The sequence below is a fragment of the Paenibacillus sp. FSL H3-0302 genome (assembly GCF_037982245.1).
Taxonomy (GTDB): Bacteria; Bacillota; Bacilli; order Paenibacillales; family Paenibacillaceae; genus Paenibacillus_AQ; species Paenibacillus_AQ odorifer.
On the sequence record NZ_CP150284.1, the window covers coordinates 943,582 to 963,387 of the forward strand.

7 protein-coding genes, 3 tRNA genes and 3 rRNA genes are annotated in these 19,806 nt (G+C 52.5%); 12 read left to right on the top strand and 1 reads right to left on the bottom strand.

The window, feature by feature from the left end:
- The first annotated feature begins 10 nt into the window (after positions 1-10).
- From MHH50_RS04040 to MHH50_RS04065, 6 genes are read left to right on the top strand one after another with little or no spacing between them, the layout of a single operon-like run.
- Positions 11-934, top strand: a complete 924-nt coding sequence (locus MHH50_RS04040) for a carbohydrate ABC transporter permease (protein ID WP_036684927.1) — start codon at positions 11-13, stop codon at positions 932-934.
- Positions 931-3,225, top strand: a complete 2,295-nt coding sequence (locus MHH50_RS04045; protein WP_340011953.1) for a glycoside hydrolase family 3 N-terminal domain-containing protein — start codon at positions 931-933, stop codon at positions 3,223-3,225. Before MHH50_RS04040 ends, MHH50_RS04045 begins: the two co-directional genes overlap by 4 nt.
- A gap of 4 nt (positions 3,226-3,229) precedes the next feature.
- Positions 3,230-6,388, top strand: coding sequence for an alpha-mannosidase (locus MHH50_RS04050; RefSeq protein ID WP_340011954.1), 3,159 nt, complete (start codon positions 3,230-3,232; stop codon positions 6,386-6,388).
- Between the two features lie 36 nt (positions 6,389-6,424).
- Positions 6,425-7,744, top strand: coding sequence for a glycoside hydrolase family 125 protein (locus tag MHH50_RS04055; RefSeq protein ID WP_076185072.1), 1,320 nt, complete (start codon positions 6,425-6,427; stop codon positions 7,742-7,744).
- Positions 7,684-10,902 carry an alpha-amylase family protein gene (locus MHH50_RS04060; RefSeq protein WP_340011955.1) on the top strand — a complete coding sequence of 1,073 codons (3,219 nt, stop codon included), beginning with the start codon at positions 7,684-7,686 and terminating at the stop codon, positions 10,900-10,902. Before MHH50_RS04055 ends, MHH50_RS04060 begins: the two co-directional genes overlap by 61 nt.
- A 21-nt stretch (positions 10,903-10,923) precedes the next feature.
- Complete coding sequence (locus MHH50_RS04065; protein WP_340011956.1) at positions 10,924-13,671, top strand: alpha-mannosidase; 2,748 nt, start codon at positions 10,924-10,926, stop codon at positions 13,669-13,671.
- A 44-nt stretch (positions 13,672-13,715) separates the two neighbouring features.
- Here the strand turns inward: MHH50_RS04065 and MHH50_RS04070 are convergent, their stop codons facing one another.
- Positions 13,716-14,003: a hypothetical protein gene (locus MHH50_RS04070; RefSeq protein WP_076306728.1), complete on the bottom strand. Its 288-nt coding sequence runs from the start codon at positions 14,001-14,003 to the stop codon at positions 13,716-13,718.
- 473 nt (positions 14,004-14,476) lie between these two features.
- On the opposite strand from MHH50_RS04070, the gene MHH50_RS04075 reads away from it, so the two are divergent.
- The 6 genes from MHH50_RS04075 to MHH50_RS04100 all read left to right on the top strand — a co-directional run bounded on the left by MHH50_RS04075 (position 14,477) and on the right by MHH50_RS04100 (position 19,793).
- Positions 14,477-16,035: ribosomal RNA gene (locus MHH50_RS04075) — 16S ribosomal RNA — on the top strand.
- Between the two features lie 263 nt (positions 16,036-16,298).
- Positions 16,299-19,223, top strand: a 23S ribosomal RNA gene (locus tag MHH50_RS04080).
- A 142-nt stretch (positions 19,224-19,365) separates the two neighbouring features.
- Positions 19,366-19,482, top strand: a 5S ribosomal RNA gene (gene rrf, locus MHH50_RS04085).
- The 16S, 23S and 5S rRNA genes sit together here with 3 tRNA genes alongside, the layout of an rRNA operon.
- Positions 19,483-19,539: 57 nt before the next feature.
- Positions 19,540-19,616, top strand: a tRNA-Ile gene (locus tag MHH50_RS04090).
- A gap of 3 nt (positions 19,617-19,619) precedes the next feature.
- Positions 19,620-19,695 (top strand) — tRNA-Asn (locus MHH50_RS04095).
- A 5-nt stretch (positions 19,696-19,700) separates the two neighbouring features.
- A tRNA-Ser gene (locus MHH50_RS04100) sits at positions 19,701-19,793 on the top strand.
- Positions 19,794-19,806 lie beyond the last annotated feature (13 nt).

A 19,806-nucleotide genomic window follows, 5' to 3' on the forward strand; every position in this document is an offset into this window, starting at 1 on the left:
AGTGGGCCATATGTCTTCCATTACTAAGACTAAAAAAGAACGTGATTTCCACCATCTCTCGACACCCTGGAATATCACTTTTAATCTGATAGCCGGCATCTTTGCGTTTCTGTGCGTGTTTCCGTTTCTGTTCGTCGTGATCATCTCCTTCACCGATGAGGTGGCGCTGGCGCGGGATGGCTATAAGCTGATTCCGGCAAAATGGAGTCTCGGCGCATACCGTTATGTGTTTGAATCCGGAGATATGCTGCTGCGTTCTTATGGTGTGACGATTTTTGTAACGGTGATAGGGACGATTATCAGCCTTTTGTTTATCGCTTTTTATGCGTATGCCATTTCCCGGAAAAGCTTCCGTTACCGCAATTTTTTCTCGTTCTTCGCGTTTTTTACCATGCTGTTCAACGGTGGACTTGTGCCGACTTATATTATCGTTACGCAGTTTCTAAGCCTGAAGGATACGATCTGGGCGCTGATTTTGCCGCTGGCGGTGAATGCTTTTTACATTATGATTCTGCGCACCTTCTACAGCACGAGTGTGCCTGATGCCATTATCGAATCCGGCAAAATCGACGGGGCGGGCGAGTTCCGTATCTTCCTGAAATTGGTGTTGCCTTTATCACTGCCCGGTCTGGCTACGATTGCTTTGTTCAGCACCCTCGGCTATTGGAATGACTGGTTCAATGCGCTGCTGTACATCGACAACCCGAATTTAGTCCCGCTGCAATCGATGCTGATGCGGATCGAGACCAGTATGCAGTTTATTTTGCAGAACTCCCAGAACAGTTCGCTCAGTCTGGAAGCTCTTCGCTCCATGCCGCAGGATACATCGCGGATGGCGATGGTCGTGCTGGCGACAGGACCGATTATTTTTGCCTATCCGTTCTTCCAGCGTTATTTCATTCAAGGTCTTACCGTAGGGGCTGTTAAGGAATGAGTTATACAAACCCGAATTTACCTGCTGAAGAACGGGCGGAGCATCTGCTCGGACTGATGACTTTGGAAGAGAAGGCCGGTCAGCTGATTCAGCCTTTTGGCTGGCAGGCCTATGAACATAGAGACGGTAAGATGACCTTGACAGAAAGCTTCAAGGAGAAGGTTGCCGGGGGCGGCGTGGGCTCGCTTTACGGGATGTTGCGCGCTGACCCGTGGACCGGTGTGACGCTGGCTACTGGCCTGTCTCCGCGTGAAGGTGCGGAAGCGGTGAATACGCTCCAGCGGTATGTGCTGGAGCATTCGCGGCTGGGCATTCCGGTATTGATCGGCGAGGAATGCTCGCATGGCCACATGGCGATCGGGGCCACCGTATTCCCGGTGCCCCTGTCGCTCGGCAGCTCCTGGAATGTAGAGCTGTATCGTGAGGTCTGCCGCGCCGTAGCGCTGGAGACACGCAGTCAGGGCGGCGCGGTTACGTATTCGCCGGTGCTGGATGTGGTGCGCGATCCCCGCTGGGGCCGCACCGAGGAGTGCTTCGGCGAGGACGCTTACCTGATCAGCGAGATGGCGGTTGCGGCTGTTGAAGGTCTGCAGGGGGAATCCTTGCAGAGCGGCGGCAGCGTGGGGGCTACGCTGAAGCATTTTGTGGGATACGGCAGCTCAGAAGGCGGCCGGAATGCCGGGCCTGTGCACATGGGCTGGCGTGAACTGCTGGAAGTGGATCTGCTGCCCTTCAAAAAAGCGGTCGAAGCGGGTGCAGTCTCCATTATGCCTGCTTATAACGAAATAGACGGCGTGCCTTGCACGACAAATACAGAGCTACTAGAGGATATACTCCGCGAAGCTTGGGGATTTGAGGGTCTAATCATTACCGACTGCGGAGCTATAGAGATGCTGGCCTCTGGCCATGATGTGGCTGAAGATGGCATGGATGCAGCAGTGCAGTCACTGGAAGCCGGCATCGACATGGAGATGTCCGGAGAGATGTACGGCAAATACCTGGTGGATGCCGTTCGTGAAGGCAAGCTGGACCCGGCACTGCTGGATCGTGCGGTCCGCCGTGTGCTGACGCTCAAGTTCAGGCTGGGCCTGTTCGAGCAGCCATTCGCTGATCCCGATGCGGCTGAACGCGTCATCGGCAGCAAAGCGCATCAAGAGCTGGCCCGGCAAGTGGCGGGCGAGAGCATCATCCTGCTGAAAAATGAAGCAGGTGTGCTGCCATTGTCCAAGACCGCCGGCACGATCGCCGTCATTGGCCCTAACGCCGATGCCGGGTATAACCAGCTCGGCGATTATACCTCACCGCAGCCTCCGGCTAAGGTAGCGACCGTGCTCAGCGGCATCCGCAGCAAGCTGGCTGCAGAGCCGGAGCGGGTGCTCTATGCACCGGGCTGCCGGATCAAAGGCGATTCGCGCGAAGGTTTTGAAGCCGCGCTCGCTTGTGCAGAGCAGGCCGATACCGTTGTTATGGTCGTCGGCGGCTCCAGTGCACGCGATTTCGGGGAAGGCAGTATTGATCTTAAGACAGGCGCGTCCAAGGTGACGGAGAATGCCTGGAATGATATGGACTGCGGCGAAGGCATTGACCGGGTGTCATTGACCCTGTCGGGAGTGCAGCTGGAACTGATCCAGCAGGTTCATCAGCTCGGCAAACCTGTGATCGTTGTTTATATTAACGGCCGTCCGGTGAGTGAGCCTTGGATTGACGAGCATGTACATGCCATTCTGGAAGCCTGGTATCCAGGCCAAGAAGGCGGGCACGCTGTTGCGGATATCCTGTTCGGCGATGTGAACCCGTCCGGGAAGCTGACTGTATCCGTGCCGAAGCATGTGGGCCAGCTCCCGGTCTATTACAACGGTAAACGTTCCCGTGGCAAAAGATATCTGGAGGCCGATTCCCAGCCTCAATATCCGTTCGGCTTCGGGCTTAGCTACACTGAATTTACGTACTCCGGGTTGAAGGTGGAGCCGGAAGTAATTGCGGCTGGGGAGGGGGCTATAGTTTCCGTGGACGTTCAGAATACAGGAGACCGTGAGGGCGCAGAGGTGGTGCAACTGTACATTTCCGATGTCGCCAGTAAGGTCACCCGTCCCGCCAGGGAATTGAAGGCTTTTGACAAAATCAAGTTGGCTCCGGGTGAGAAGCAAACCGTGTTGTTCACGGTAGGGCCGGAGCAATTGCAATATATCGGACCGGATTTAAGACCTGTTGTAGAGCCAGGAGCGTTTAAAGTGCTGGTGGGTAAGCATGTAAATGATACACTGAGCACCGATTTGACGGTGAGGGGGTAAAGACATGGAACGCATTAAACGCTTCATCCGCGAGCTCTCCGAGCAGCAATGGCTAGAGGTGCAGGAATTGCGCGATTGGGAGATTCTGTCCTCGGTGTATCAATTGCCGGGACAGTATGACAAGCTGCAGCCTTATAAGGACGGCAGCAATTATGATCTGTTCCCGAGTGTGCAAGGAACGACCTATTTCTTCCGCCGTACTTTGGAGATTCCGGCTAACTGGCTGCCGGGCCACATCGGGTTGATTTTTGCTTCAGGTGGGGAAGGGCTGCTGCGGGTGAACGGTGAATCGCGGCAAGGACTCGACCGCAATCATACCTTTGTAACTCTGGCAGGTGATCCATCGGGCCGTCCGTTGGACCTGGAAATCGAACTCTTCGATCCGGTCCCCGAGCCGGTGGACCCATTAAATCAACAGGCGGTGATCCAGCCGCCGATTCGGATGATCCACAGCCAGCTGGTGCTAGTGAATAGACCTGTGCAGAGTCTAATGTACACGGCAGTAGTGATTCGCGATTCGGCAATTCTGCTGCCTGAGCAGGACCAGCGCCGTAACCGGATGCTGGAAGCTTTGTATGTAGCAATGGATGAATTCGTTGGCCTTACCACGCAGGAGATCCGCGAGGGTGGTGAGATTACGCGAATCGAGCAGAAGCTGCGGGGCAGAGTCGGGGAGATCGGCGGTCATGCCGAAGGAACAATCCACATGGTGGGCCAGTCCCATATCGATATTGCCTGGCTGTGGCCTGCGCGCGAGACCGTGCGCAAGACGAGCCGGACATTCTCGACGGTGAATGCCCTGATGGACGAATATCCTGACTATCAATATGCGCAGAGCCAGCCGCTGCTGTTCGAATATTTGAAAGACAATGACCCGGTACTCTATGAGAAGGTCAAGGCACGCATCCGTGAAGGACGCTGGGAACTGGTCGGTGGGATGTGGATCGAACCGGATCTGAACATTCCGAGCGGAGAATCTTTGATGCGGCAAATGCTATATGGTCAACGCTTTTATCTCGAAGAGTTCGGGCGCACCTCGCAGATTGAGTGGCTGCCGGATACCTTCGGCTACTGCGCTTCTCTGCCGCAGATTCTGCAGCATGGTGGCATCAAATATTTTATGACCACCAAGCTGGGCTGGAATGACACCAATGTCTTCCCTTACGATCTGTTCCGTTGGGTCGGCATTGACGGCACGCCGATGTTGTCTTACCTGAATCATGGGGTCAATGAGAATACGCTGCCCAAAGATGTGCATGAACACTATCAGTCCTTCCGCGAAAAAGATAAACATAATGAGCAGATGCTGCTCTATGGGCATGGTGACGGCGGCGGCGGGGTCACCCGCGAGATGCTGGAATATATCCAGCGTGCCGAGCTAATGGTCGGCCAGCCGGAGAGTAAATACAGTAATGCCGCGGATTTCTTCGCAGGCATTACACGCTGTCAGCCGCAGCTGCCGCAGTGGCGGGGCGATCTGTATCTGGAGCTGCACCGCGGCACCTACACTACGCACGGCCGCAACAAGCGGAACAACCGCAAGGCGGAAGTGTTGTACCGTGAAGCGGAGCTGTGGCAGACATTAGCTTCGCCGCAGCTGGACACGGAGCAACATGCCGTAGTTGCCGGGCAGCTGCATCAGGGCTGGAAGCTGATTTTGTTGAACCAGTTCCATGATATTATTCCGGGCTCGGCGATTACCGAAGCATACGAGACCTCGGAGAAGGAATACGCAGAGGTGTTTGAGCTTGGCCGTGTTGCGCTTCAGCCAGGGCTTGCGGCATTGGCCGGGAACATTAACACGTCAGGCGAGGGTACACCTTACATTGTTTTTAATGGTTTGGGTTGGACGCGGGATGCCGTGGTCGAACTTGCTCTCAGCGAAGAAGTAGCCGCCAGCGGAAACTTTGCGGTGTATGGCGAGGATAACGTACTGCTGGAAGCAGATGTCCTGACGGAGGAGGCAGCAGTTTCTGGTGTCGCGGTTCTCGTTCCGGAGATTCCGGCCTTTGGCTACAAAACAATCTGGATTCGTGATCTGTCTCAGAAAACATCCGATGAAAGTAATGTAGAATCTGCCGCTGCTGAACATAATCAAACTGCTGTAGGAGCTATTCCCTTCGGCGACCGTTGGGAGACGGACTATTATCGTATTACCTTTAACGAGCGAGGAGAAATCACCAGTCTTTTTGATAAAAAAGGAAACCGGGAGATCGTAAAATCCGGTGAGCCGGCGAACCGCTTCCACTTTTTCCATGACCGTCCGACGCTTTGGGATGCCTGGGACATTGACAACCGTTATGAAGCCCAACCCGCCGGGGAGGCTGAGCTTATAGAAAAGGCAGTGGTTCGCACTGGTGCGGTGCAGGATATTTTGCGCTTCCGCTGGAAGCTGGGCCAATCCGAGATTACTCAGGATATGATTCTACATCACCATAATCCCCGGATTGATTTCCAGACGCATGTGAGCTGGAACGAAGCCCATAAGCTGCTTAAGGTAGGGTTTCCGATTGATGTTGTGACGGATAAGGCGACTTACGAGATTCCATTTGGTGCGCTGGAACGTCCGACCCACCGCAACACCAGCTGGGAGCAGGCGCAGTATGAGGTTTGCGGGCATCGTTTTGCGGATGTATCGGAACGTGGATATGGCGTCAGTCTGCTGAATGATTGCAAATACGGCTATGACATCCAAGGCAGTACCATTCGTTTGTCGCTCCTGCGCGCGCCGAAATGGCCGGATGCTACTGCGGATCTCGGCGAGCACGACTTCACCTATTCGCTATATCCGCACCGTGGGGATTGGCGGGAGGCTCATACTGTTCGCCGTGCAGCAGAGCTAAATCATGAGCTGTATACTTTTGCCCCTTCATCAACACAGGGGCAGCTGCTGCCAACAGGCTCATTTATCGGATTCTCCGGTGAGCACGTGGTGCTGGATACGATTAAGCCATCCGAGGACGGGCAGGGGACTGTTCTCCGTTTCTACGAATCCTCGGGAGGCCGCGAGCGGGTTCAGCTCAAATGGCAGTATCCAGTTCAGAGCGTCTACCTGTCCAATGCTCTGGAAGAGCAGCTGGAACTGATCGAACATACGGCTGGCGGTGAATTGGAACTTCACTTTGCCCCTTACGAGATCAAAACAATCTACATCAGAAATTAAATAATCACATCACAGATGCAAAGGAGCATATCTCACTTGGAACAATTCCGATTACCCAAAATAGCAATGCCCCAGCTGCCGCTGCCGCAGGCTGTACAAGAAGTACTTGCCGAAGCAGAGGAGAAGCTGGCACATCGCCCGAAGCTGTTGCAGCTGTTCAAGAACTGTTTTCCGAATACGCTGGAGACGACGACTAAACTGCTGGATGACGGAACCACCTTTGTGATTACCGGCGATATTCCGGCCTCCTGGCTGCGTGATTCAGTGGAGCAGGTAATTCAATACGTGCCTCTGGCCAAAAACGATCCCGATCTCCAGCGCATTATCGGCGGTCTTATCAAACGCCATATTCAGTATATTCATATCGATCCTTACGCCAATGCATTTAATGAGTCGGCCAATGACTGGCACTGGAACACTACGGATGTGACCGAGATGTCGCCATGGGTGTGGGAGCGTAAATTTGAGATTGATTCGTTATGTTTTGTTGTGCGCCTCGCTTATACCTACTGGAAAGAGACGGGCCTGACTAATTTCTTCGACGCTGGGTTCAAGTCGGCCATGCGCCAGATTTTCGATTTGTTCAAAAGAGAGCAGCGGCATTTCGAGCAGTCTCCGTACCGGTTCAGCCGCAATAACGGCATTCCGGAAGATTCTCTGCGCAATAGCGGTCTCGGTATGCCGGTGAACTATACCGGAATGATCTGGTCGGGCTTCCGGTCGAGCGATGATGCCTGTGATTTCCACTACAACATTCCTGGCAATATGTTCGCTGTTGTCGCGCTGCGCCAGATGCAGGAATTCGCGGAGTGGGTCTTCCGCGATCTAGACTTCCTGGCTGAACTTAAAGAGCTGGAATTTGAAGTGGATCATGGCATCAAGCTCTATGGCATTTATCGCCATCCGGAGTTTGGTCCGATTTATGCTTATGAGACCGACGGCTTCGGCAATTACTGCCTAATGGACGATGCGGGAACGCCCGGACTGATCTCCATTCCGTATCTGGGTTACGCTTCGGCGGATGATCCCATCTACCAGAACACCAGACGTTTCGCATTGAGCAAAGAAAATCCGTTCTATTATGAAGGCACAGCTGCCAAAGGGATCGGCAGCCCGCACACTCCGGAGAACTATATCTGGCATATGGCGTTGTCTATGCAGGGCATTACGGCTCAGACTGCCGAAGAGAAGCTGGAACTGATAGCGATGCTGGAAAGTACGGATGCCGGAACCGGATATATGCATGAAGGCTTCCATGTGGATGATCCTAGTGTATTTACCCGCAGCTGGTTTGCATGGTCGAACAGTTTGTTCTCGCAGCTTGTCTATCGGGCGATGAAGGAAGGTATTCTGTGAGCGGGGGCCGTATCATCCTGTTCGCGGACCCGTCTTTTCCCGGGTATACCGCAGCGGGCGGACTGACAGCGGAACAGGCACAGTCTATAGGAATACATCATACTGACCCTCCTGTTCATGCAGCACAGCTGGCCGAAACGCTGGACAGCGCCAAGGCCGGGGACTGCTTCGTTAGCTTCCATGCTCCGTACTTCCCGAAGGAGGCTTGGCCTTCCATCGTCGCCTATTTGAGCAGAGGCGGCAGCTTGATCAGCATTGGCGGTGCCCCGTTTAAGCATCCAGTCCGCCTAGTCGCTGAAGAGTGGCGGATCGAAGCTGAGCAGACTGCCTATCACCGCCAGCTGCATATCCATGAAGCGCTGCAGGTGAGCAGCGCAGATCGCATACAGCAGCATGTCGCGCTTAGAGACATTCCGCTCTTCGTAGGCGATGAGCAGCTGCTGGCCCTGTCGGATACCTGGAACCTGGTACCGCATGTCACTAAAAGCAGTGACCTGCCGGAGCAGATGGGTTCCAGTGGACCCATGGACACGCGGATCTACCCGCTGCTTAAGGGCATTACCGCCGCCGGGCGGGAAGTTTCAGCTCCAGCTGTGCTGTGGGAGCATATCGGCGGGCCTTTTGCCGGTGGCCGCTGGATCTTTATCGGCCAACCGCTTACGCCTGATTTCTGGAATCAAGGCGGAACGGAAGCATTAACCCGCTGGGCAACCTTTGCCGCTCGGGGAGTAACAGAGCTGTGGCTGAAGCCTAACTATGCTTCTTATGAAAAAGGCGAGCGGCCGCTGCTGTTTTTGCAGGGTCAGCGGCTAAGCCGTAGCCAATCGTCACCGACAGCAGCGCAGTGGACCCTGAACATCACTCTGAGCAAAGACGGGGAGTCTATCCCATGTTTCACTCACGAGTGCAAGCTTGAGGTCAGTCGCGAGCTGAACTTCCTACGTGTACCGCTTGCTATAGAAATTCAACCTGGCCTGTATCATCTTTCTTGCCATGCTGTATCGGAAGAAGGCGAAGTGCGGATGTTGCGTCAAGGCTTTTGGGGATATGACGTGGGCCTGTTATCGCAGGGGGAACCGATTAAGGCTGGAAGAGATTATTTTATCAAAGACGGTCAGCCTTTACCTGTTGTCGGCATGACTTATATGACCTCTGACGTAGCGCGGAAGTTTCTATTCCTGCCAAATGCTGATGTCTGGGATCGGGATATGGCACAGATGCGGAAGGCAGGCATCAACTGGATTCGTACCGGTATCTGGACAGCCTACCGCAATATTATGCAGGTAGACGGTCATGCCTCGGAAGAAGTGCTGCGGGCGATTGATGCTTTTCTACTGACTGCGAAGCGGCATGAGCTGCAGGTTACCTTTACGTTCTTCTCCTTTACGCCCGAGACTTGGGAAGGGACGAATCCTTATCTCGATCCGCGCAGTGTAGAAGCGCAAAAACGGTTCATCCGCTCGATCGTTGCACGGCATCGCACGACAACCCATGTCGATTGGGATTTGATCAATGAACCGTCAATGTTCGATCCGCCGCGGATTTTCTCGGACGGACCGAGCTCGGCGCGTGATAAATATGAACGCGCTGCTTTCTCTGCTTGGCTGGAAGAACGCCATGGTGATATAACTTCGCTGCAAGAGCGCTGGAATATGACGCCGCTGGAATTGCCGGATTTTGCGGCTGCACAACCTCCTGAGCAAGAAGAGATTAACTTTAGTGTGCAGGATATTCATTCCGGAAAGCGCGGCACACGTTGGCTCGACTACTGCCTGTTCTCCATGGACATGCACAACGTATGGGCAAGGGAGCTTAGCGGGACTATCAAGGAACTCTGCCCAGATCATTTAGTGACCGTAGGGCAGGATGAGGCTTTGGGTGCCCAACGACCGTCGCCGTTCTTTTATGAGCGCGATGTCGATTACACCACTGTTCACAGCTGGTGGTTGAATGACAATCTGCTCTGGGATGGAATTTTTGCCAAAACCTATCACAAACCGAACCTCATTCAGGAGACCGGCATCATGTACGTAGAGACGCCAGACGGACGGGCTAAACGCAGTGAGGAAGAATTGCGGGCCATGCTGGAGCGCAAATATGCCTATGCGTTTGCTTCTGGAGGTGCCGGGGCTGTGCAATGGATATGGAACACGAACTTTTATATGGATAATGCCAATGAATCGCAGATCGGTGCGCTGCGGGCCGATGGGACTGAGAAGCCGGAAGCGGATGTGTCTTATGATTTTGGGCGGTTCATCGGCGAAGCCGGGGGATTATTTGACGGGCGGAAGCTGGAAGAGATTGCCGTGGTTTTCCCTTACTCTAATGACTTCTCTAACCGGAAGCTCGCCTATGATGCGACTACCCGCCTGACAAGGATCTTATCTTATCAGCTTCATTTGCCTTTCCGCGCCGTATCGGAATACGAGCTGGCTCCGCTGGAGGCAGAGCCGGCTAAGTTGATTCTCCTGCCGAGTGTGCACAATCTGGATAATGACGCCCTTCAGCAATTGCTGGACATAGTGGAGCGTACAGGTGCCGTTCTGCTCATTACTGGAGCATTGGGGGTTGATGCGTATTGGCAGCCTTCGGATCGTATGGACGCAATAGTAGGAGCCCGTAAACTTGGTAACATGCGCCGTGAGGAGCAGCTTCTATTGAACGGACGCAAGTTTGCGGTGTCCTATGGACAGAAGCGAATCGCGGAGCTAGTCAAAGAAACGCCAGCAAATGCAGATGTTGATTCGTCTAGCTCAGGTGGTGTGGGTGATCACCTCATCGAACGCCAGCTTGGCACAGGTCGCCTGATCTGGTGCCCGCTACCTTTAGAACTGAATGACCGCGACGAGCCGATCGCCGCGCTCTACCAATATGCTGCACAAGCCGCAGGTATCGAAACCGGGCTGGAATGGATCAGCGGTGGAGACCTGCCAGGTGTGTACGGGCGAAAGCTTGCTTTTGCAGAAGGTTCATTGTATATCTTCGTATCTGAATACGCCTGGGATGCCGAACTTGAAATAAAAGATCCTGCAACTGGAGCTCATTACTCATTTTTACTGGAGAAAGAACGTTCGGTGTTGTTTGCAGCTGATTCAGCGGGCAAGCTGGTAGCTGTCTACAGACCTGAAGAGGTTAACATTACGCTTAATAAATGCTGAAGAACTGAGGTGTACACACAGATGACCCACACAACAACCAAAACAGCCCATATCGTGTCCCATACTCACTGGGACCGTGAATGGTATTTGCCCTATGAGAAACACCACGTCCGTCTGGTTCAGCTGGTGGATGCACTGCTTGCGAAGCTGGACGGAGATTCCGCCTTCCGCAGTTTTTACCTCGATGGGCAAACCATTATTCTGGAGGATTATCTTCAGGTTCGGCCAGAGAACAAAGAGAAGCTGGAGAAGTATATCCGGGATGGGCGAATCTTGATTGGACCTTGGTACATTTTGCAGGATGCGTTCCTGACGAGCGGCGAGGCAAATGTGCGGAATATGCAGATCGGCCATCAGGATGCCGAGAAATACGGCGAGCCTTCCAAAATCGGCTATTTTCCTGATACGTTTGGATTGGTCGGACAGACTCCGCAGCTGATGTTGCAGTCAGGGATTACGAATGCTTTTTTTGGACGCGGGGTGAAGCCTACGGGATTTAACAACACTGTATCGGATGCAGGTTATGAGTCCTCTTTCTCCGAGCTGATCTGGGAAGGGCCGGATGGATCCAAAATTCTCGGTATCCTATTTGCCAACTGGTATTCTAACGGCAATGAAGTTCCTGTTGAGGAAGGTGCGGCTCGGGAATTCTGGGACCGTAAGCTTGCGGATGCAGAGAAGTATGCTTCAACGGGGGAGTTATTGTTCATGAACGGGTGCGACCACCAGCCTCTGCAATTGGATTTGCCGGAAGCTATCCGCACCGCCGAAAAGCTATACCCTGAAGTGAAGTTCGTGCATTCAAACTTCCCGGACTATCTGCAAGCCTTGGATCAGCAATTATCCTCGGGTCAGCGGGAGCTCTCCACCGTTACAGGGGAACTGCGCAGCCAGCGTACTGACGGATGGGGCACCTTAGTGAACACAGCCTCAGCCCGGGTTTATTTGAAGCAGATGAACCAGCTGGGCCAGACTCTTTTGGAAAAAGTAGCCGAGCCGCTGGCCTCCATCGCCCGCCTGTCCGGACAGGACTACCCGCACCATCTATTCACCTATGCCTGGAAGACGCTGATGCAGAACCATCCGCATGACAGTATCTGTGGTTGTAGTGTGGATGAAGTGCATCGTGAGATGGTAACTCGTTTTGATAAAAGCCGGCATGTTGCTGAGAGCATCATAGATGACAGTGCTAAGTTTATCGCAGATCAAGTGGAGACTTCTGGCTTTTCCGCATACGGGGAAGATGCAGTTCCTTTTATAGTGATGAATACCACGGGGTGGAAGCGTACGGGAACGGTAACTATAGAGCTGGATGCTGAACGGTTATATCTGCGCGAGGGTTATCCTTTGGACGAGACCGCCCGCAGAATGCTGGCTGTTGATTTGTCCGGCCGGATTCTCGTCGATCACACAGGGGAGGAATTAGCGTCTACAGTGGAAGACCTGGGTTTAAGCTTTGGTTACGATCTGCCTGATGACCAATTCCGCCAGCCGTATATGTGCCGCAAAGTGAGACTTACTTTTGAAGCACGCAATGTGCCTGCGCTTGGGCTCTGTACTTACGCTTGGGTACAATCAACTACGGAATCCGCTCAGGGAAGCTCTTTAATAGAAGGAGAGCGCAGCTTGGAGAATGCAACTCTCAAGGTAGTTGTTGCTGAGGATGGTTCATTTACGTTATTGGATAAGCATAGCGGTACCACTTATCGTGAGTTGGGGATTTACGAGAATACCGGAGACGTAGGCAATGAATACATGTACAAGCAGCCAGAAGGTGAACAAGCGCTGACGACCAAAGGCCAGCCTGCAGTCATTAAGGTGATTGAAGACTCTCCCTTCCGTGCGGCCATTGAGATCCGAATAGACTGGGAGATTCCGGCTTCGGCGGATGACACCTTGGAGGCGGAACAGCGTGCACTTGTGTATTATCCTGAGCGTAAAGCGCAGCGGAGTGTAAATACGGTGGTTTTGAAGCTTCGTACCGTCGTATCGCTGGAGCGGGAAGGCAAAGGTGTGCATATTGAATCCACAATTAATAACCAAGCCAAGGATCACCGGATACGAATGCTGTTCCCGACCGATCTGTCTACCGATGTGCATCGTGTGGATTCTATGTTTGAAGTGGCTACACGGGACAATAATCCGGCACCAGAATGGGCAAATCCGAGCAACACTCAACATCAGCAATCCTTTGTCGATGTCAGCAATGGTAATGTAGGACTTACGATAGCCAACCAGGGATTGAACGAATATGAGGTTCTGCGGGATGGACGCAATACTATTGCCGTCACCTTGCTACGCAGCGTAGGAGAATTGGGGGATTGGGGCTGGTTCCCAACTCCGGAAGCTCAGTGCCTGGGCGAATACACAGCACTACTGGAGCTGATTCCTCATTCTGGTGAGGGAAGTGAACAACGGACATTTACAGAGGCCTATCAATTCCAGACTCCTTGGACGGTATGTCAGACCGGCCTGCATAGCGGGAAGTTGAACTCTGGATATACCCCATTGGTTTGGGAGGGAGATAACATGGCCTTCTCATCCATGAAAATGAACGGAGCTTCCGGCGACTTGTTTTTGCGTTGGTACAATATGACCGCTCAGCAGACACAATTGCAACTGAAAGTGAACAGTCCTCAAGAGTATTTATTTAAAAGTAATATCTTAGAGCAGCCTAACCCTGCTTTACAAGGAGCAACGTCTTCGGTTCACCACTTAGAGGTCGGACCATCTGAGATTGTAACTGTAGGTGCGAAATTAAGCTTCTAGGTAAAAAGATGCCCCGGCGCTTCCCTGCCAGGGCATCTTTTGATTTACTTTCTTCTATAAGACTTGTGCCAATCTTGAATGGCCTCTTGGCGGGAGGGGAATCTCAACTGGATCCAATTGTTTGTTTCCCATTCATGAATCGCTTGCTGTTTAGTTTGGTAAAAGCTATAGTCGCAATTGTTCCAGCTGTTATACAGTTTCTGATACCATTTCCCTTTAGGGATGTCGCCAGGATAGCGGCGGACGGCTTTATTGGCTTGTTTTTTAGCCCATGAGGAACCGTGTTTCTGTTGGTCGCTGCACACGGGTTGCTTTTTCACACTTCTGCTCATTGATTCTCCAACCTCCTTTTAGAGGGAAGCTAGAGATCATGCAAGGTCTTTATATGAATCACCTCTTTGCCAAAAAATAATGGAATTGATACCTATGTATGAAGGGGGCTCTGATGTTAATAGATAGACGCGGAAAAGGGGAATGCGGTTGCGATACAATTGCGGAGAAGTATGTGTTTAGTTTTTTAAAAATAAAGCTTGCAATGCATCTCCATACATGATATATTCTAAGTCCGGCCAAGAAGTACACATGCCGAGCTCGAAAAAGAAGTTAAAAAAAGAGCTTGACATTAAATAGCCGAACATGATATAGTATAAGAGTTGCTGCTGAGACATTAAACGGCGCCAACGAGAACTTGATCTTTGAAAACTGAACAACGAGTGAGTAGGAAATCACGTAAGTGAAATCCAAAATTAGAGAATTAATTTTCTCGTCAGATGTTTCAAAATGAGCATATCGCTCTTTTCAATACTAATTGGAGAGTTTGATCCTGGCTCAGGACGAACGCTGGCGGCGTGCCTAATACATGCAAGTCGAGCGGAGTTACTTTGAAAGCTTGCTTTCAAAGTAACTTAGCGGCGGACGGGTGAGTAACACGTAGGCAACCTGCCCTTCAGACTGGGATAACTACCGGAAACGGTAGCTAATACCGGATAATTTCTTTTTTCTCCTGAGAGAAGAATGAAAGACGGAGCAATCTGTCACTGAGGGATGGGCCTGCGGCGCATTAGCTAGTTGGTGGGGTAACGGCCCACCAAGGCGACGATGCGTAGCCGACCTGAGAGGGTGAACGGCCACACTGGGACTGAGACACGGCCCAGACTCCTACGGGAGGCAGCAGTAGGGAATCTTCCGCAATGGGCGAAAGCCTGACGGAGCAACGCCGCGTGAGTGATGAAGGTTTTCGGATCGTAAAGCTCTGTTGCCAGGGAAGAACGTCCGGTAGAGTAACTGCTACCGGAGTGACGGTACCTGAGAAGAAAGCCCCGGCTAACTACGTGCCAGCAGCCGCGGTAATACGTAGGGGGCAAGCGTTGTCCGGAATTATTGGGCGTAAAGCGCGCGCAGGCGGCTATTTAAGTCTGGTGTTTAAACCTTGGGCTCAACCTGAGGTCGCACTGGAAACTGGGTGGCTTGAGTACAGAAGAGGAAAGTGGAATTCCACGTGTAGCGGTGAAATGCGTAGATATGTGGAGGAACACCAGTGGCGAAGGCGACTTTCTGGGCTGTAACTGACGCTGAGGCGCGAAAGCGTGGGGAGCAAACAGGATTAGATACCCTGGTAGTCCACGCCGTAAACGATGAGTGCTAGGTGTTAGGGGTTTCGATACCCTTGGTGCCGAAGTTAACACAGTAAGCACTCCGCCTGGGGAGTACGGTCGCAAGACTGAAACTCAAAGGAATTGACGGGGACCCGCACAAGCAGTGGAGTATGTGGTTTAATTCGAAGCAACGCGAAGAACCTTACCAGGTCTTGACATCCCTCTGAATCTGCTAGAGATAGCAGCGGCCTTCGGGACAGAGGAGACAGGTGGTGCATGGTTGTCGTCAGCTCGTGTCGTGAGATGTTGGGTTAAGTCCCGCAACGAGCGCAACCCTTAACTTTAGTTGCCAGCAGGTAATGCTGGGCACTCTAGAGTGACTGCTTATGACAAACCGGAGGAAGGTGGGGATGACGTCAAATCATCATGCCCCTTATGACCTGGGCTACACACGTACTACAATGGTAAGGTACAACGGGAAGCGAAGCCGCGAGGTGGAGCCAATCCCATCAAAGCCGGTCTCAGTTCGGATTGCAGGCTGCAACTCGCCTGCATGAAGTCGGAATTGCTAGTAATCGCGGATCAGCATGCCGCGGTGAATACGTTCCCGGGTCTTGTACACACCGCCCGTCACACCACGAGAGTTTACAACACCCGAAGTCGGTGGGGTAACCCGCAAGGGAGCCAGCCGCCGAAGGTGGGGTAGATGATTGGGGTGAAGTCGTAACAAGGTAGCCGTATCGGAAGGTGCGGCTGGATCACCTCCTTTCTATGGAGAATCGTTCTCTGCAATGAGAACATTCAAATCGGAAGTTTAACTTCCAAAACTCAGGTTTAGGCCTGTTACTCACTCGTTGCTCAGTTTTGAGAGTTTAAGCTCTCAAGTAAGACTTGATCCTTGAAAACTGGATACCGAAACGAATTTGCGTTTTAGAACATCTTTTAGCAACTTGTGCAAACAAGTAAATGTTATTAGTGAGATGATTCCCAAAGAGAATGTCATCGTATGATATTTTCCTGCGGAAGAATCAAGGTTAAGCTAATAAGAGCACACGGAGGATGCCTAGGCGCCAGGAGCCGACGAAGGACGTGGCGAACAACGAAACTGCCTCGGGGAGCTGTAAGCAAGCTTTGATCCGGGGGTGTCCGAATGGGGAAACCCAGCTGTGGTAATTCGCAGTTACTCATTTCTGAATACATAGGAAATGTAGAGGCAGACCAGGGGAACTGAAACATCTAAGTACCCTGAGGAAGAGAAAACAATAGTGATTCCGTCAGTAGCGGCGAGCGAACGCGGAACAGCCTAAACCTAAGAGCTTGCTCTTAGGGGTTGTGGGACGTCTCACATGGAGTTACAAAGGAATATGGTAGGTGAAGAGGTCTGGAAAGGCCCGCGATAGAGGTAAAAGCCCTGTAACCTAAACTGTGTTCTCTCCGAGACGGATCCCGAGTAGTGCGGGGCACGTGAAACCCCGTATGAATCCAGCAGGACCATCTGCTAAGGCTAAATACTACCTGGCGACCGATAGTGAAACAGTACCGTGAGGGAAAGGTGAAAAGCACCCCGGAAGGGGAGTGAAATAGAACCTGAAACCGTGTGCTTACAAAAAGTCAGAGCCCTATTAATGGGTGATGGCGTGCCTTTTGTAGAATGAACTTACGAGTTACGTTTAACATGCAAGGTTAAGCCGAGAAGGTGGAGCCGCAGCGAAAGCGAGTCTGAATAGGGCGAATTAGTATGTGGACGTAGACCCGAAACCGTGTGATCTACCCCTGTCCAGGGTGAAGGTGCGGTAACACGCACTGGAGGCCCGAACCCACGTACGTTGAAAAGTGCGGGGATGAGGTGGGGGTAGCGGAGAAATTCCAATCGAACTCGGAGATAGCTGGTTCTCCCCGAAATAGCTTTAGGGCTAGCCTCGGTATAAGAGTAGTGGAGGTAGAGCACTGATTGGGTGCGGGGTCCGCAAGGATTACCAAGCTCAGTCAAACTCCGAATGCCATATACTTATTGCCGGGAGTCAGACAGTGAGTGCTAAGATCCATTGTCAAAAGGGAAACAGCCCAGACCATCAGCTAAGGTCCCCAAGTGTGTGTTAAGTGGGAAAGGATGTGGAGTTGCACAGACAACCAGGATGTTGGCTTAGAAGCAGCCACCATTGAAAGAGTGCGTAATAGCTCACTGGTCGAGTGACTCTGCGCCGAAAATGTAACGGGGCTAAACACACCACCGAAGCTATGGCTAGATACTATGTATCTGGGGTAGGGGAGCGTTGTGTAGGGGTTGAAGGTGTACTGAAAAGAGCGCTGGACACTACACAAGTGAGAATGCTTAGATGAGTAACGAAAAGATCAGTGAGAATCTGATCCGCCGAAAGCCCAAGGTTTCCTGAGGAAGGCTCGTCCGCTCAGGGTAAGTCGGGACCTAAGGCGAGGCCGAAAGGCGTAGTCGAAGGACAACAGTTTGAAATTACTGTACCACCGTAATCCGCTATGAGCGATGGGGTGACGCAGGAGGGTAGTGACGCGGACTGATGGATGTCCGTCTAAGCAGTGAGGCTGATGTGTAGGCAAATCCGCACATCGATAAGGCTGGGCTGTGATGGGGAGCGAAAATTATAGTAGCGAAGGTCATGATCTCACACTGCCAAGAAAAGCCTCTAGCCAGGAGAAGGTGCCCGTACCGCAAACCGACACAGGTAGGCGAGAAGAGAATTCTAAGGCGCGCGGAAGAACTCTCGTTAAGGAACTCGGCAAAATGACCCCGTAACTTCGGGAGAAGGGGTGCCCCGGTAGTGTGAATAGCACGAGGGGGCCGCAGTGAAAAGGCCCAAGCGACTGTTTAGCAAAAACACAGGTCTGTGCGAAGCCGCAAGGCGAAGTATACGGGCTGACGCCTGCCCGGTGCTGGAAGGTTAAGGGGAGTGGTTAGGGGTAACCCGAAGCTATGAACCGAAGCCCCAGTAAACGGCGGCCGTAACTATAACGGTCCTAAGGTAGCGAAATTCCTTGTCAGGTAAATTCTGACCCGCACGAATGGCGTAACGACTTGGGCGCTGTCTCAACGAGAGATCCGGTGAAATTTTAATACCTGTGAAGATGCAGGTTACCCGCGACAAGACGGAAAGACCCCATGGAGCTTTACTGCAGCTTGATATTGAATTTGGGTACGATCTGTACAGGATAGGTGGGAGCCGTAGAAATCGGAGCGCAAGCTTCGGTGGAGGCGCCGTTGGGATACCACCCTGATCGTATCTAGGTTCTAACCTAGTGCCCTTACCGGGTACGGGGACCGTGTCAGGCGGGCAGTTTGACTGGGGCGGTCGCCTCCTAAAGAGTAACGGAGGCGTTCCAAGGTTCCCTCAGAATGGTTGGAAATCATTCGCAGAGTGCAAAGGCATAAGGGAGCTTGACTGCGAGACCTACAAGTCGAGCAGGGACGAAAGTCGGACTTAGTGATCCGGTGGTACCGCATGGAAGGGCCATCGCTCAACGGATAAAAGCTACCCTGGGGATAACAGGCTTATCTCCCCCAAGAGTCCACATCGACGGGGAGGTTTGGCACCTCGATGTCGGCTCATCGCATCCTGGGGCTGAAGTAGGTCCCAAGGGTTGGGCTGTTCGCCCATTAAAGCGGTACGCGAGCTGGGTTCAGAACGTCGTGAGACAGTTCGGTCCCTATCTGTCGTGGGCGCAGGAAATTTGAGAGGAGCTGTCCTTAGTACGAGAGGACCGGGATGGACGTACCGCTGGTGCACCAGTTGTTCCGCCAGGAGCATGGCTGGGTAGCTACGTACGGACGGGATAAGCGCTGAAAGCATCTAAGCGTGAAGCCCCCTCAAGATGAGATTTCCCAATTAGTAAGACCCCTTGAAGACGACGAGGTAGATAGGTTGGAGGTGGAAGTGCAGTAATGCATGGAGCTGACCAATACTAATCGGTCGAGGGCTTATCCTAAAAATACCCCAAAAAGTGAAGAAGAAGCTGCGAAGCTAATTCCGAATACTTTCCGGGGGCCCCGTAAGAAGGGCAAACGCAAATTCGTTTCGGATTCAGTTTTCAGGCGATTAAGCCTGAGCATTTACGCTGTAAATGCCCGTTTGGTGGCGATAGCGGAGGGGTTCCACACGTACCCATCCCGAACACGACCGTTAAGCCCTCCAGCGCCGATGGTACTTGGACCGAAGGGTCCTGGGAGAGTAGGACGCCGCCAAGCGGACAACCACATTACCCGTGGTATTTTTTTTGCCCTTAATATTAATATGTCTTAGAAGGGCCTTTAGCTCAGCTGGTTAGAGCGCACCCCTGATAAGGGTGAGGTCGGTGGTTCGAGTCCACTAAGGCCCACCATATTCCCTGATAGCTCAGTTGGTAGAGCACTCGACTGTTAATCGAGTTGTCACAGGTTCGAGTCCTGTTCGGGGAGCCATTTATGGAGAGGTGTCCGAGTTTGGCCGAAGGAGCACGATTGGAAATCGTGTAGGCGCCACAAGCGTCTCGAGGGTTCGAATCCCTCTCTCTCCGCCATAAAAATTATTAG

Excerpts from the sequence above, each read along its gene's own strand:
- MHH50_RS04045 (WP_340011953.1), top strand. The coding sequence starts at position 931 with ATGAGTTATACAAACCCGAATTTACCTGCTGAAGAACGGGCGGAGCAT.
- MHH50_RS04040 (WP_036684927.1), top strand. The coding sequence starts at position 11 with ATGTCTTCCATTACTAAGACTAAAAAAGAACGTGATTTCCACCATCTC.
- MHH50_RS04070 (WP_076306728.1), bottom strand. The coding sequence starts at position 14,003 with ATGAGCAGAAGTGTGAAAAAGCAACCCGTGTGCAGCGACCAACAGAAA.
- MHH50_RS04050 (WP_340011954.1), top strand. The coding sequence starts at position 3,230 with ATGGAACGCATTAAACGCTTCATCCGCGAGCTCTCCGAGCAGCAATGG.
- MHH50_RS04060 (WP_340011955.1), top strand. The coding sequence starts at position 7,684 with ATGGTCGAACAGTTTGTTCTCGCAGCTTGTCTATCGGGCGATGAAGGA.
- MHH50_RS04065 (WP_340011956.1), top strand. The coding sequence starts at position 10,924 with ATGACCCACACAACAACCAAAACAGCCCATATCGTGTCCCATACTCAC.